Below are 14,831 nucleotides of genomic sequence, written 5' to 3'. Positions count from 1 at the left end.
CGGCGCCCTACACTGCTGGCCATGCCCCCGGCCGACGACCTGCGCCTGCCTTCGCTCGACGCGCTGCGCGCTTTCGAGGCCGCTGCGCGACTGGGCAGCTTCGAGCGCGCGGCCGACGAACTGGCCGTCACCGCCAGCGCCATCGGCAAGCGGGTGGCGGCGCTGGAATCGCTGATCGGCATCGAGTTGCTGCAGCGCGGCGGCAAGGCGCTGGCCCTCACCGCCACCGGACGCGACTACCTGGCGCAGGTGCGCCCGGCACTGACGCTGCTGATGGCCGTGCCGCAGCACCGCCGCCCGGCCCAGCGCACGCGCAAGCTGCGCGTGAGCAGCCCGCCCACCTTCGCGCGCCAGGTGCTGGTGCCGGCACTGGGCGAGTTCGGCCGTGCCCACCCACAGATCGAGCTAGAGGTGGTGCTGTCCATCCCCTTCCTGAACCTGCGCCCCGGCGAGGCCGACATCGAGATCCAGCACGCCCCGCCCGGCCTGCCCGGCTGGACGGTGCTGATGCACGACGTGGTGCTGCCCGTGGCGTCGCCCGCGCTGGCCGAAGGCCGGCCGTGCCGCACGCCCGCCGACCTGGCGCACTGGCCGCTGCTGCGCACGCCGCTGGAGCCGTGGACGCCCTGGTTCCGCGCCGCCGGCCTGGACTGGCCGGAACCCGCCAGCGGCCCCATGCTGGTGGACCTGGGCCTGACGCTGGAAGCAGCCGTCGCCGGCCAGGGCGTGGCACTGGCGCGGCCGTCGCTCGCCGGCGCCTGGCTGGCCAGCGGCACGCTGCGACCGCTGTTCGCGCTGACGGCGGAGCCGGCACAGCAGTACGGTCTGCGCCACGGCCCGGGCGACGATGCAGCGCTCTTCGCGGGATGGCTGGGCGACCGCTGCGCGCGGCTGGCGCAGGAGGCACTGGAACTGATCTCCGGCCGCACCTGACGAAGTTTCCGGCCGGCGGGCCAGCGCGCCGCTAGCATCCGGGCCAAAGGAGACACATCCATGGCCGAAGTCATCACCAACATCGAAGACCTGCGCAAGCTGGCCCAGCGGCGCGTGCCGCGCATGTTCTACGACTACGCCGACAGCGGCAGCTGGACCGAAGGCACCTACCGCGCCAACGAGAGCGACTTCCAGAAGATCAAGCTGCGCCAGCGCGTGGCGGTGAACATGGAAGGCCGCAGCACGGCGACGAAGATGGTGGGCGTGGACGTGGCGATGCCGGTGGCCATCGCGCCCACGGGGCTGACCGGCATGCAGCATGCCGACGGCGAGATCCTGGCGGCCAAGGCGGCGGAGGCCTTCGGCATCCCGTTCACGCTGAGCACGATGAGCATCTGCTCGATCGAGGACATCCGCGCGAACACGAGCAAGCCCTTCTGGTTCCAGCTCTACGTGATGCGCGACCGTGACTTCATCGAGCGCCTGATCGACCGCGCCAATGCCGCCGGCTGCGGCGCCCTGGTGCTGACGCTGGACCTGCAGATCATCGGCCAGCGCCACAAGGACCTGAAGAACGGCCTGTCGGCGCCGCCGAAGCTCACGCTGGCCAACATCCTGAACATGATGACCAAGCCGCGCTGGGGCCTGGGCATGCTGGGCACGTCGCGCCGGCAGTTCGGCAACATCGTCGGCCACGTCAAGGGCGTCAGCGACATGTCCAACCTCTCCGCCTGGACGGCCCAGCAGTTCGACCCGCGCCTGAACTGGGGCGACGTGGAGTGGATCAAGAAGCGCTGGGGCGGCAAGCTGATTCTCAAGGGCATCCAGGACGTCGAGGACGCGAAGCTGGCGGTGGCGTCGGGAGCTGACGCGCTGATCGTCAGCAACCACGGCGGCCGGCAGCTGGACGGCGCGCAGAGCAGCATCGAGGCACTGCCGGCCATCGTGGAAGCGGTCGGCTCGCAGATCGAGGTGCACATGGACGGCGGCATCCGCTCCGGCCAGGACGTGCTCAAGGCCGTGGCGCTGGGCGCCAAGGGCACCTACATCGGCCGGGCCTTCCTCTACGGCCTGGGCGCGATGGGCCAGGAGGGCGTGGCCAAGGTGCTGCAGATCATCCACAAGGAACTCGACCTGACGATGGCCTTCTGCGGCCACACGAAGATCGGCACCGTGGACCGCAGCATTCTGCTGCCGGGGACGTTCCCGACCGCCTGACGCCAGGCGTTCAGAGCGTCTGCGCGTCGAAGGTGTTGCAGGCGGCCACCTGGCCGCTCTGCACGCCACGCTGGAACCAGCGCATGCGCTGTTCGCTGCTGCCGTGGGTGAAGCTCTCGGGGCGCACCGTGCCCGTGCTCTGCCGCTGCAGCGCATCGTCGCCAATGCGCGCGGCAGCGTTCATGGCTTCCTGGATGTCGCCCTGCTCCAGCCAGTTCTTGCCGCGCTGGGAATGATGCGTCCAGACGCCGGCCAGGCAGTCGGCCTGCAGTTCCACGCGCACCGACATCGCGTTCATCTGCGCCTGAGAGATGCGCCCGCGCATCTGGTCGACCTTGTCGGTGACGCCGATCAGCCGCTGCACGTGGTGACCTACCTCGTGCGCAATCACGTAGGCCTGCGCGAAGTCACCGGGCGCGCCCATCTGGCGCGACAGCGTCTCGAAGAAGCCGAGATCGATGTAGACCTTGTAGTCTCCCGGGCAGTAGAACGGCCCCATCGCGCTCTGGCCGGTGCCGCAGGCGGTGGGCACGGCGCCGCGGAACAGCACCAGCTTCGGCTCACGGTAGCTCTGCCCGCCGCTGCGGAACAGCGCCTGCCAGACGTCCTCGGTGTCGGCCAGCACGGTGGAGACGAACATGGCCTCGCGGTCCGACGCGGGTGGTGCAGCCGCCGGCCCCTGGGACACCGGCGCACCACCGTCCATCCCACCGAGCAGGCCCAGCACGGTCAACGGGTTGATGCCGAAGATCCAGGCGGCGATCACGGCGATGACGATCGAGCCGAGGCCCAGCCCCTTGCCGCCCACGCGCCGCCCGCCGCCGAGGCCGGGGATTCCACCACCGCCGGCGCGCCGGTCCTCGACGTTGCGGCTCTGTCGGTGGCCTTCCCACTTCATGCCGCCCTCCTCAGGTCTTGGGCAGAGTCACGCCGCGCTGGCCCTGGTACTTGCCGCCGCGGTCCTTGTAGCTGGTCTCGCAGACCTCGTCGCTCTCGAAGAACAGCACCTGGGCGCAGCCCTCGCCGGCATAGATCTTGGCCGGCAGCGGCGTCGTGTTGCTGAACTCCAGCGTGACGTAGCCTTCCCATTCCGGTTCGAACGGGGTGACGTTGACGATGATGCCGCAGCGCGCGTAGGTGCTCTTGCCCAGGCAGATGGTGAGCACGTTGCGCGGGATGCGGAAGTACTCCATCGTGCGCGCCAGCGCGAAGCTGTTGGGCGGGATGATGCAGACGTCGGCGTGGATGTCGACGAAGCTCTTCTCGTCGAAGTTCTTCGGGTCCACCACGGTGCTGTGGATGTTGGTGAACACCTTGAATTCCGGCGCGCAGCGGATGTCGTAGCCGTAGCTGCTGGTGCCGTAGCTGACGATCTTGTGGCCGTCGGGTGCATGACGCACCTGCTGGGGCTCGAACGGCTCGATCATGCCGTGCTGCTCGGCCATGCGGCGGATCCAGCGGTCGCTCTTGATGCTCATCGGGGTTCCGGTCGGGCGGTTGGAGCCGGCATTGTCGCCGCGTCGGCTGGGCCGTCAGCCCCAGACCTCGTGCGCCACCTCCACCACCCGCTCCAGCTTGCGCCACTGGTCGTCCATCGACAGGGCGTTGCCGTGGTGGGTGCTGGAAAAGCCGCACTGCGGGCTGAGGGCCAACTGGTCCAGTGGCACGATCTTCGCAGCCTCGTCGATGCGGCGCTTGAGCTTGTCCTTGTCCTCGAGTTCGCCCAGCTTGGTGGTCACCAGGCCGAGCACCACGGTCTTCCCCTTGGGCACGGCGCGCAGCGGCTCGAACCCGCCGGCGCGTTCGCTGTCGAACTCCATGAACCAGCCGTCGACGTCGGTGGAGAACATGGCCTCCACCACCGGGTCGTAGCCGCCCTCGGCCACCCAGGCACTCTTGAAGTTGCCACGGCAGGTGTGGATGGTCACCGCCATGTCGGCCGGCCGGTCGCGCAGCGCGGCGTTGATGGTCTGCGCATAGCGCCGCGGCAGCTCGGCCGGGTCGTCGCCGTTGGCCCGGCAGTTGGCCTGGATCTTGGGATCGCAGAGGTAGGCGAAGGTGATGTCGTCGAGCTGCAGGTAGCGGCAGCCGGCCTCGGCCAGGTGCGCGATGGCCTGGCGGTAGGCCGCGGCCACGTCGCCCCAGAAGGCGTCCAGGTCGGGATACACCTCGCGCGAGATGGCCGCACGCCCGCCACGCAGGTGCAGCATCGACGGCGACGGGATCGTCATCTTCGGCACCGCCTGCGCCACCGACTTCAGGTAGGCGAAGTGATCCGCCATGATCGGCCGGCTGCAGCCGATGCGGCCGGTGACGGTGGCGATGGGCGGCTGCTCGCTCTGCCCGGAGATCTTGAACTTGGGGCCGGGGTTGGCGGTGAGCGTGACGCCGTCCAGCTGGGCCAGGAAGTCCAGATGCCACCAGTCACGGCGGAACTCGCCGTCGGTGACGGCCTGCAGGCCGATGTCCTGCTGACGGCGCACGGCCTCGGCGATTGCGCGGTCCTCGGCCTCGCGCAGCGTCTGGTCGCCCACTTCACCGGCCTTCCAGCGGGCGCGCATCGTGGCCAGCGCCTCGGGGCGCAACAGGCTGCCGACCTGGTCGGCGCGGAAAGGCGGGCGGGTGGCGTTCATCGTGTCTCCGTTCTGATGGGAGACACGAGTCTAGGGCGCTTCTGCCGCGGCCTCGCAGAGCTCGGCCGCTTCGGCAGGCTGAAGACAGTCCGCAGGGACTGTCTTCAGTCCAGATCCTCCCCCGGCCTCGCAGAGCTCGGCCGCTTCGGCAGGCTGAAGACAGTCCGCAGGGACTGTCTTCAGTCCAGCCTCAGCCAGAGACGACGCGCACTGCGGGGCGCTGCGGCTCCGGCTCGGAGTCGAAGCGCTCAAAGCCGGTGTAGCAGAGGAAGTGCCGGTTCGACGCGCGACCGAACAGCGCCATGCCCAGGCGCGTGGCCATCTCGTGGCCCATGGCGGTGACGCCGTTGCGGGACACGACGATGGGCACGCCCAGGTGCGCTGCCTTCATCACCATCTCGCTGGTCAGGCGCCCGGTGGTGTAGAAGGCCTTGTCGACACCATCGACGCCATGCAGCCCCATCCAGCCGGCAATGGTGTCGATGGCGTTGTGGCGACCGACGTCCTCGACGAACATCATCAGTTCGGGCTGGCCGGCGTCGAGACGGAACAGCGCGCAGCCGTGCACCGAACCGGCCTTGCGGTGGATGCTGTCCTGCTGCCGCATGGTCTCGAGCATGCGGTGCAGGTGGCTCTGGCGGATGCGGGCGCGGGCCGCTTCCGGCAGGTGGATGCCATTGAGGTCTTCCAGCTGGTCGCCGAACACCGTGCCCTGACCACAGCCGGTGGTGACCACCCGCTTGGCGGTCCGGGCCTCGATGTCGGCCACGCCGGCCCGGGTCCGGACCGCGGCGGCAGCGACATCCCAGTCCACCGTGATCGACTCGATCTCGTCGACGCGCTTGATCAGCCTCTGGTTCAGCAGGTAGCCCAGCACGAGGTGCTCGGGCATGGCGCCGAGCGTCATCAGCGTGACCAGCTCACGCTTGTCGACGAAGACCGTCAGCGACCGCTCGGCCGGGATGTGGATGCTGCGCCGGTCACCGTACTCGTCGAGGATGGTGATCTCGCGCAGCAGTTCGCCGCGGGCCTCGGTGAGCCTCGGCGCACCCACCACCCGCGGCCGGGGGGCTACGGTGGGGTGAGGCAGGGCTTCACCGGGGACCGACATGACGCGAACTCAGGCCTTGGCGGGCGTGGTGCCCGGGGACGGCAGCGGCGCCGCCGAACGCTGCGCAGGGATGCGGCCGGCCTTCACGTCGTCGTACCACAGCTCGTGGTGCTCCTTCGCCCAGGTCTCGTCGACGTAGCCGTTGCGCATGGCCGAGTAGGCGCCCTTGGCTCCGATCGTGCCCATGTAGATGTGGCCGATGAACAGCGCCATCATCAGCAGCGACGACGCACCGTGCACCATCTGCGCGATCTGCATGTTCTCGCGCGTCGGCGAGACCTGCGGGATCAGCTGGTTCAGCACCAAGCCCGACGCGACGACGAGCGCACCGAACACAAACACGCCCACCCAGAACAGGATCTTCTCACCGGCGTTGAAGCGGTGCGAAGGCACGTGCGCACCGTTCAGAAGCCCGCCCCCCTTGGCCAGCCAGACCATGTCGTCCTTGCTCGGCAGGTTGTCCTTCACGAACGTGACGATCACGATGACCAGCGACACCGCGAACAGCGGGCCGGCGAAGTTGTGCAGGTTCTTCAGCAGATAGGTCAGCCAGCCGAACAGCGTGCCCCCGAGCACCGGCAGCAGGAAGAACTTGCCGAAGGCCATCACGATGCCGGATACCGCCAGCACCACGAAGGCGATGGCGTTGACCCAGTGCGCCGCGCGCTCCAGCGGTGTGAAGCGCTCGATGACACGGCCCGTCGGGCCTTCCTTGGTGTCCAGCGGCCCCTTGACCACGTAGTGCAGCACCGCCGCCACCAGCATGATCAGCATCAGCGCACCGCCGTAGGGGATCAGCCAGTTGTTGCGCACCTGACGCCAGGCTTCACCCGCGGAGGTGTAGTTCGAGCCGGGGTACTGCACCGGGCGCTGCATCAGCACGCCCATCTCCAGCCCGGGCAGGCTGGTGACACCCGGCACGTTGCCGGAGTTGTGCACGCCACGCCAGAACGGCGCGTTGTTGCCCGGCTGCGTGACCGCGCGCTCGGCGTTGGTCTCGTCGGGCTTGGGCAGCGCGGGGCCGGCACTGGCGGGCGGCGGGGGGTCGGCCGGCGGCAGGGTCTGCGCCCAGGCCGCCCCGGCGGTGGCCAGGGCGAGCCCGCAGGCCACGGCCCAGCGGCGAAGGAGGGTGTTCATCGCCATGCCCTTCAGGTGTTGGAGCCGATGCGGACGCTCTCGTTCTGCCCGGCGGCGCGCTGCTTGAGCTGCGCCTCCCAGGCCTTCTGGTCGCCGGCTTGCCAGCCCGGGGCCACGTAGCCGTTGTCGTTGGCACCGTTCCAGGCCGGCACGTCCGGCTTCTTGCCGGAGGCCATGTCCTGGGGCTGTTCGCTGCAGGCGGCCAGCGCGAGCGCGGCCGCGCCGATCATCAGGATTCGTTGGATCACGACTTCTTGCCCTCCGTCGGCTTGCCATAAGCGGTGCCCCAGCCCCAGATCTCGCTGCCCTTGCCGCGCGTGAGCACGCGGTTGCGGAAGATGTCGGCCACGACGTCGCCGTCGCCGCCGAGCAGGGCCTTGGTCGAGCACATCTCGGCGCAGGCCGGCAGCTTGCCTTCGGCCAGGCGGTTGCGGCCGTACTTGGCGTTCTCGGCGTCCGAGCCGTTGGCCTCCGGGCCGCCGGCGCAGAAGGTGCACTTGTCCATCTTGCCGCGCAGGCCGAAGGTGCCGTTGCTCGGGAACTGCGGCGCACCGAACGGGCAGGCGTAGCTGCAGTAGCCGCAGCCGATGCAGATGTCCTTGTCGTGCAGCACCACGCCGTCGTCGGTCCGGTAGAAGCAGTCCACCGGGCAGACGGCCATGCAGGGTGCGTCGCTGCAGTGCATGCAGGCCACCGAGATGCTCTTTTCGCCGGGCAGGCCGTCGTTGAGGGTCACGACCCGGCGGCGGTTGACGCCCCAGGGCACATCGTGCTCTGCCTTGCAGGCGGTGACGCAGCCGTTGCACTCGATGCAGCGCTCGGCGTCACAGATGAATTTCATGCGTGCCATGTGAATGTCTCCGTGGGCGTCAGGCGGTGGCGCGTTCGATCTGGCAGACCGTGGTCTTGGTCTCCTGCATCATCGTCACGATGTCGTAGCCGTAGGTCGTGGCGGTGTTGACCGCCTCGCCGCGGACCACTGGAGCCGCACCTTCCGGGTAGTAGGCCAGCATGTCCACGCCGCCCCAGCGGCCGGAGAAGTGGAACGGCAGGAAGACCACGTCGGGCCCGACCCGCTCGGTGACCAGGGCCTTGACCTTCAGACCCTTGAAGCCGTCGATGCCCTGCATCGGCGGGGTCTTCACGTACACCGTGTCACCGTGGCGGATGCCCCGGTCGTTGGCCGCCTTGGGGTTGATCTCGACGAACATCTCCTGCTGCAGTTCGGCCAGCCAGGGGTTGGAACGCGTCTCCTCGCCGCCGCCCTCGTACTCGACCAGGCGACCGCTGGTCATCACCAGCGGGAAGGTCTTGCCGATGTCGGCGTTCTTGTCCTGCACCGACTTGAACAGCACCGGCAGACGCCAGTTGGACTTCTTGTCCTCGTGCGTCGGGTACTTGGCCACCAGATCGGGCCGGTTGCTGTACAGCGGCTCGCGGTGCTTCGGGATCGGGTCCGGGAAGTTCCAGACGACGGCACGGGCCTTGGCGTTGCCGAACGGGTGGCAGCCGTGCTTCATGGCCACGCGCTGGATGCCGCCGGAGAGGTCGGTCTTCCAGTTCTTGCCTTCGGCCTCGGCCTTCTCGGCGTCGGTCAGGTCGTCCCACCAGCCCAGCTTCTTCAGCAGCGCGTGGTCGAACTCCGGGTAGCCGGTCTGGATCTCGGCGCCCAGGCTGTGCGAGCCGTCGCCGGCCAGCAGCGACACGCCGTCCTTCTCGACGCCGAAGCGGGCGCGGAAGTTGCCGCCGCCGTCCATCACGTGGCGGCTGGTGTCGTACAGGTTGGGCGAGCCCGGGTGCTTGAGTTCGGCGGTGCCGAAGCACGGCCAGGGCAGGCCGAAGTAGTCGCCGTCGAGCTTGTAGCCCGTCTCCTTGTCGATGCCGCCCTTGGCCTTGAGCGTCTTCACGTCGAAGACGTGCATGTTGCGCATGTGGGCCTTCAGGCGATCCGGGCTCTGGCCGGTGTAGCCGATGGTCCACAGGGCCTTGTTGACCTCGAGCAGGATGGACTCGGGCTCGGGCTCCATGCCGCCCTTGCCCTGGACCATCTTGAAGTTCTTGGTCAGCTCCTTGCCGAAACCGAGCTTGTCGGCCAGCTGGGCCATGATCATCGCGTCGGTGCGGCTTTCCCACAGCGGGTCGATGACCTTCTCGCGCCACTGGATGGAGCGGTTGGACGCGGTGATGGAGCCGCTGGTCTCGAACTGCGTGGCCGCCGGCAGCAGGTAGACGGCGCGGTTGGGGTTCTTGTCCTCGGCGCGGCCGGGCATCGCGGCCATCGCGGCGGTGGCGCTGGGGAACGGATCGACGACGACCAGCAGGTCCAGCTTGTCCATCGCGCGCTTCATCTCAAGGCCGCGGGACTGCGAGTTCGGCGCGTGGCCCCAGAAGAACAGGCCCTTGAGGTTGCCGTTCTGCGCGACAAGCTCGGGGTTCTCCAGCACGCCGTCGATCCAGCGCGAGACCGTCATGCCGGGCTTGGTGATCATGCCCTCGGCGAAGCGGCCCTTGACCCAGTCGTACTCGACACCCCAGACGCGGCAGTAGTGCTTCCACGAGCCTTCGGCGACGCCGTAGTAGCCGGGCAGCGAGTCGGGGTTGGGGCCGATGTCGGTGGCGCCCTGCACGTTGTCGTGGCCGCGGAAGATGTTGGCGCCACCGCCCATCACACCGACGTTGCCCAGCGCCAGCTGCAGGATGCAGGAGGCACGCGTCATCGCGTTGCCGATGGTGTGCTGCGTCTGGCCCATGCACCAGACGATGGTGCTCGGCCGGTTCTCGGCCATGGTCTTGGCCACGCTGTAGACCGTGGCCTCGTCGACGCCGCAGGCCTCCTCGACCTTGTCCGGCGTCCAGTTGGCCATGACCTCGGCCTTGACGGCCTCCATGCCGTAGACGCGGTCGTTGATGTACTTCTTGTCTTCCCAGCCGTTCTTGAAGATGTGATAGACGACACCGAACAGGAAGGGGATGTCCGTGCCCGACCGCAGGCGCACGTAGATGTCGGACTTGGCCGCGGTGCGCGTGTAGCGCGGGTCGACCACGATGACCTTGCAGCCGTTCTCCTTGGCGTGCAGCAGGTGCAGCATCGACACCGGGTGCGCCTCGGCGGCGTTGGAGCCGATGTACAGCGCCGCCTTGGAGTGGTGCATGTCGTTGTAGGAGTTGGTCATCGCACCATACCCCCACGTGTTGGCCACGCCGGCCACCGTCGTGCTGTGGCAGATGCGGGCCTGGTGGTCGCAGTTGTTGGTGCCCCACATGGACACCATCTTGCGGAACATGTAGGCCTGCTCGTTGCTGTGCTTGGACGAGCCGACGAAGAAGATCGAGTCGGGCCCGTTGGCCTCGCGCAGCGCCAGCATCTTCTTGCTGATCTCGTCGAGCGCCTGGTCCCAGGAGATGCGCTGGTACTTGCCGTCGACCAGCTTCATCGGGTACTTCAGCCGGTACTCGCCATGGCCGTGCTCACGCACCGCAGCGCCCTTGGAGCAGTGCGCGCCCATGTTGATCGGGCTGTCGAACACCGGCTCCTGGCGCACCCAGACGCCGTTCTCGACCACGGCGTCGATCGCGCAGCCGACCGAGCAGTGGCCGCACACCGTGCGCTTGACCTCGACCTTGCGCTCGCCGCTGGCCGCGGCGCCGCCGGCGGCCTGCGCCTTCTTGACCAGCGTGAGCTGGCTGGCCGCGAGGCCGGCACCGACGCCCAGGCCCGAGCGGCGCAGGAAGGCGCGGCGATCCATCGTCGGCACGGCACGGGACAGGCCGCGCGCCAGGTTCGAGACCAGGCTGGATGAGGCGGCGCCACCCGTGGCGCCGGCAGTGCGAGTCAGCAACATGACGTCTCCTGTGATGCTCAGAGCTTGGCCGTCTGGTAGTACTGGCGCACGTGCGCCGTTTCCTGGTAGCGGCCGTGGTCCTGGCCGGCCTGACCGGCGTCGGCCGCCGGCACGGCAGCGGTGTCGGTCCGGGCTGCCGGCAGCAGCGTGGCCGCGGCAGCCAGCGCCCCCACGGTGCCCGCACCGGCAAAGACGGTGCGGCGGTTCAGTTGCGGACGTTCGGGCGAGCTCATGGTGGTCTCCTCAACAGCGTGACCGTGCAGACCCATGCACGGACTTGCATATGCACCCTGGATGACAAACCAGCACTGGCTGCAAAGCAACCGGGGTTCCCCCGGGGAGCCATGCGACAACTTGTCGCAGCCGGTGTCAGCCTGTCGAACCCCATGCGGACCGCCGCCTGGGCGCAGCCCGCCCGCGCCTGCACGACGCAGCGGCCTCGCACAATGACCACGCTGTTGGGGGCAGTATCTGCCGGCCATCGGGGAAAACAGGCCTCCGTAGAATCCGCGCGCCGCCGACACTGGGCGGTCGCAGCCCGCCGCAGACGAAGAAACCCCAAGCATCACGTCGGCCCACTCTGAAACTGTTGAAGACCACCCCGCTGCCTGCATGCGCGAACGCCCTGCACTGACCGTTGCCGTCACCATCGACCGCCACCGCGCGCCCACCCGGTGGGAGGACTGGCGTTTCTCGATCGTGGACGTGACGATCGACGAAGGTCAGTTCGGCGACCAGCCCCTGCAGCTGCACGACGACGGCACGGTGGCGCGCTTCCTCCACCCCGGGCTGCGCGTGGAACTGCACACCGACGAGGGCGAGGGCTACTACCTGAACCTCACCAGCGGCCAGCCCTCCTGGTTCGTCTGGTGGCGCATCGACGACGACGACCCGTCGATGGCGCGGCCACAGATGGTGACGCTGTCCTACCACGAGGCCGGCCGGCAGCTGGACGCCGAGGAGCGGGTGGACACGGTGGTGCTGCCGCCCGACGTGCGCGAGGAACTGCAGGCCTTCACCGACGCCCACTATCGCCCGGAGCCCAAGCGCCGCGTGCGACCGGCCTCGTTCAAGGCCCCGGACCAGCGATGAACCGGCCCGACGACGACGGCTTTCTGTCGCGCTGGTCGCGCCGCAAGGCCGCGGTGCGCACGGGCGCACCGGCGCCGGAGCCGCCGGCCGCGGCTCCCGCGACGCCCGCAGTGTCGCGCTCGACGGCAACCCCCGTCACCGGTCACGCTGATGCGCTGCAGCCCGACGGTTCGGCCACGGTATCGCAAGGTGTCCCAGCCGCGCCCCCGCCCGAACCACCGCCACAACTGGAAGACACCGAGGCGCTGACGCCCGAATCGGACTTCGCGCGCTTCGCCAAGCCCGACGTCGACCCCCAGGTGCGCAACGCAGCGCTGAAGAAGCTGTTCGCCGATCCACGGTTCAATGTCATCGACGAGATGGACATCGACATCATGGACTACAACAAGCTCGAGCCGCTGCCCCAGAGCATGCTCCGGCGCATGGCGCAGGCCCATGTGCTCGGCCTGTTCGACGACGAAGAAGACGAAGAGAAGGCGAAGGCTGCATCGGCCGGCGCCGCCGACCCCGCCACGCCCTCTGCTGCCCCGGCCCCCTCGGCCACCGCCGACGCGGACATCCCCTCACCCGACCCACGCGCCCCTGATGAAGACCCTGATCTGCGACTGCAACCGGACGATGCCGCTGGACCTGCCGGCGATCGCCCGCGCGCTGGAGAAGACGCCGAACGCCAGCGCTGACGGCCTGGAAACCGGCCACACGCTGCTCTGCCGCCGCGAGGCCAGCGCGTTCCAGCGCGCCGCCAAGGCCACCACGGCCAGCGCCGAACCCCTGCTGGTGGGCTGCACGCAGGAGCAGCGGCTGTTCCTCGAGCTGAACGCGCAGACCGAAGGCGCGGCCAGCGTGCAGGAGCGGCCGATCCGCTTCGTCAACCTGCGGGAGACCGGCGGCTGGTCGCGCGACGCGGCGTCGGCCACGCCCAAGCTCGCCGCGCTGATCGCTGCCGCCCAGCTGCCCGACCCGGAGCCGGTGGGCACGGTGAGCTACCGCTCCGAAGGCCGCTGCCTGGTGATCGGCGCGGCCGAACCCGCGGCCCGCGCGGCGGCGCTGCTGGGCGACCGCCTGGACCTCACGCTGCTGGTGGACGGCGGCGCCCTGCCGCAGCGCGGCGAACATGCCGTGCAGGCCGGCCGCCTGACACATCTGCGCGGCTGGCTCGGCGCCTTCGAGGCCGAGTGGACCAGCGGCAACCCGATCGACCTCGACCTGTGCACGCGCTGCAACGCCTGCATCGACGCCTGCCCGGAAGGCGCCATCGACTTCAGCTACCAGGTCGACCTGTCGCGCTGCCGCAGCCATCGCGACTGCGTGCGCGTCTGCGACGCGGCCGGCGCGATCGACTTCGCGCGCGAACCGCTGCAGGTCAAGGAACGCTTCGACCTCGTGCTCGACCTGCGCCCGGCCCCGGCCTTCACGCAGCATGCCAAGCCGCAGGGCTACTTCCACGTCGGTGCCGACCCGGTGGCCCTGGCCGGCGCCGTGGTGGAACTGCGTGATGCCGTCGGCAGTTTCGAGAAGCCGCGCTTCTTCCGCTACGAGCACAAGCTGTGCGCGCACAGCCGCAACGAGAAGGTCGGCTGCAGCGCCTGCATCGACGTCTGCTCGGCCAGCGCGATCCGCAGCGACGCGTCGATGAAGGGCAAAGTGCAGGCGCGTGGGCCGCGGCCGGTGGGCGAATCGGCCCGCCCGCAGCCGGTGACTGGCGGCATCGTCGTCGACCCGCACCTCTGCGTGGGCTGCGGCGCGTGCAGCACCGTCTGCCCCAGCGGCGCGCTGGGCTTCGCCTACCCGGGCACGGTCGACCAGGGCCGGCGCCTGCGCACGCTGCTGACCACCTACCGCCATGCCGGCGGCAAGGCTCCGGCGGTGCTGCTGCACAGCGACGGCGCCGGCGCACGGCTGGTGGAGGAACTGGGCCGTGCCGCACGCGTGGACGCCGACGTTCGCGGCGTGCCGGCGCGCGTGCTGCCGGTGGGCGTGTGGCACACCGCCAGCTGGGGCCTGGACCTGTGGCTCAGCGCCATCGCCCAGGGCGCCACCCAGGTCTGGGTGCTGCTGACCGACGAGGAGGCGCCCGCCTACCGCGAGGCGCTGGCGCAGCAGATGGCCGTGGGCCAGGCCATCCTCACCGGCCTGGGCTACGCCGGCACGCACCTGCGGCTGATCGAGACCCGCGATGCACGCGACCTCGCCGCCCTGGATACCGCGCTGGCCGAACCGGCCGCCACCACGGTGTCGCGGCCCGGCACCTTCGCCGTGCAGGCCGACAAGCGGGCCACGCTCGATCTGGCCTTGGACCACCTGCTGGCCTGCGCCCCGCAAGCCGCCGAGACCATCGCGCTGCCCGCCGAAGGTGCGCCCTTCGGCACGCTGGCTGTCGACACCGAGCGCTGCACCATGTGCCTGAGCTGCGTCGGCGCCTGCCCCAAAAGCGCGCTGGCCGACAACCCGGAGCGCCCGCAGCTGCGCTTCGTGGAGTCCAGCTGCGTGCAGTGCGGCCTGTGCGAAAAGACCTGCCCTGAGAACGCAATCACGCTGCAGCCGCGGCTGTGGCTGGCCGACGGCGGCAAGGCGCGTCGACAGATGCGCGTGCTGCACGAGGTCGAGCCCTACGCCTGCGTGCGTTGCGGCAAGCCCTTCGGCACGTTGCGCGCCATCGAGGCCATGATCGGCAAGCTCGCCGGCCATGCCGCATTCCAGGGCAAGGCGGCCGACCGGCTGAAGATGTGCGGCGACTGCCGCGTCATCGACCTGCACAGCGACCCGGGCGAAGTCCGGATCACCGACCTCTGACCCGGGCCTCGCGCCCCGACCTCCCGACATGAAACCCCCACGCCCACTCCGTTCGCTGCCCCCATTGGGGGC

General features: G+C 69.5%; 14 protein-coding genes. 5 read left to right on the top strand and 9 right to left on the bottom strand.

Going from position 1 to position 14,831, the window contains the following annotated elements; translation table 11 throughout:
- Positions 1-21: 21 nt before the first annotated feature.
- On the top strand, positions 22-933 hold the full coding sequence (locus ENE75_RS04270) for a LysR substrate-binding domain-containing protein (protein WP_128195923.1): 912 nt from the start codon (positions 22-24) through the stop codon (positions 931-933).
- Between the two features lie 60 nt (positions 934-993).
- Complete coding sequence (locus tag ENE75_RS04265) at positions 994-2,151, top strand: alpha-hydroxy acid oxidase (protein ID WP_128195921.1); 1,158 nt, start codon at positions 994-996, stop codon at positions 2,149-2,151.
- 10 nt (positions 2,152-2,161) lie between these two features.
- Here ENE75_RS04265 and ypfJ read toward each other — a convergent pair whose 3' ends face one another.
- From ypfJ to ENE75_RS04220, 9 genes are all read right to left on the bottom strand, one after another.
- Positions 2,162-3,049, bottom strand: coding sequence for a KPN_02809 family neutral zinc metallopeptidase (gene ypfJ / locus ENE75_RS04260; protein WP_128195919.1), 888 nt, complete (start codon positions 3,047-3,049; stop codon positions 2,162-2,164).
- A 10-nt stretch (positions 3,050-3,059) separates the two neighbouring features.
- Positions 3,060-3,629 carry a dCTP deaminase gene (gene dcd, locus ENE75_RS04255; RefSeq protein ID WP_128195917.1) on the bottom strand — a complete coding sequence of 190 codons (570 nt, stop codon included), beginning with the start codon at positions 3,627-3,629 and terminating at the stop codon, positions 3,060-3,062.
- A 54-nt stretch (positions 3,630-3,683) separates the two neighbouring features.
- Positions 3,684-4,784, bottom strand: coding sequence for a 5-methyltetrahydropteroyltriglutamate--homocysteine S-methyltransferase (locus tag ENE75_RS04250; RefSeq protein WP_128195915.1), 1,101 nt, complete (start codon positions 4,782-4,784; stop codon positions 3,684-3,686).
- Between the two features lie 190 nt (positions 4,785-4,974).
- A complete protein-coding gene (locus ENE75_RS04245; protein WP_128195913.1) occupies positions 4,975-5,895 on the bottom strand; it encodes a formate dehydrogenase accessory sulfurtransferase FdhD in 921 nt (306 codons plus the stop codon).
- 9 nt (positions 5,896-5,904) lie between these two features.
- A complete protein-coding gene (locus tag ENE75_RS04240; RefSeq protein ID WP_128195911.1) occupies positions 5,905-7,032 on the bottom strand; it encodes a formate dehydrogenase subunit gamma in 1,128 nt (375 codons plus the stop codon).
- Between the two features lie 11 nt (positions 7,033-7,043).
- A complete protein-coding gene (locus ENE75_RS04235; RefSeq protein ID WP_233258909.1) occupies positions 7,044-7,280 on the bottom strand; it encodes a hypothetical protein in 237 nt (78 codons plus the stop codon).
- Positions 7,277-7,882, bottom strand: coding sequence for a formate dehydrogenase FDH3 subunit beta (fdh3B, locus tag ENE75_RS04230; RefSeq protein WP_128195909.1), 606 nt, complete (start codon positions 7,880-7,882; stop codon positions 7,277-7,279). The genes ENE75_RS04235 and fdh3B overlap by 4 nt, the downstream gene beginning before the upstream one ends.
- Before the next feature lie 19 nt (positions 7,883-7,901).
- Entirely contained in the window at positions 7,902-10,874 is a 2,973-nt protein-coding gene (locus tag ENE75_RS04225; protein ID WP_128195907.1) for a formate dehydrogenase subunit alpha, read from the bottom strand.
- 17 nt (positions 10,875-10,891) lie between these two features.
- Entirely contained in the window at positions 10,892-11,107 is a 216-nt protein-coding gene (locus ENE75_RS04220) for a formate dehydrogenase (RefSeq protein ID WP_128195905.1), read from the bottom strand.
- Positions 11,108-11,486: 379 nt separating this feature from the next.
- On the opposite strand from ENE75_RS04220, the gene ENE75_RS04215 reads away from it, so the two are divergent.
- Genes ENE75_RS04215 through ENE75_RS04205 form a run of 3 tightly spaced genes read left to right on the top strand, consistent with a single transcriptional unit; the run spans position 11,487 to position 14,759 of the window.
- Entirely contained in the window at positions 11,487-11,966 is a 480-nt protein-coding gene (locus ENE75_RS04215) for a DUF3305 domain-containing protein (protein ID WP_128195902.1), read from the top strand.
- Entirely contained in the window at positions 11,963-12,646 is a 684-nt protein-coding gene (locus ENE75_RS04210; protein WP_128195900.1) for a DUF3306 domain-containing protein, read from the top strand. Before ENE75_RS04215 ends, ENE75_RS04210 begins: the two co-directional genes overlap by 4 nt.
- A complete protein-coding gene (locus ENE75_RS04205) occupies positions 12,552-14,759 on the top strand; it encodes a 4Fe-4S binding protein (RefSeq protein WP_233258908.1) in 2,208 nt (735 codons plus the stop codon). Before ENE75_RS04210 ends, ENE75_RS04205 begins: the two co-directional genes overlap by 95 nt.
- The last annotated feature ends 72 nt before the right edge of the window (positions 14,760-14,831 follow it).

This window comes from Rubrivivax albus (assembly GCF_004016515.1).
Lineage (GTDB): Bacteria > Pseudomonadota > Gammaproteobacteria > Burkholderiales > Burkholderiaceae_C > Rubrivivax > Rubrivivax albus.
The sequence above is the reverse complement of the archived record's forward strand: the minus strand, read 5'-3'. Positions and strand labels throughout refer to the sequence as shown.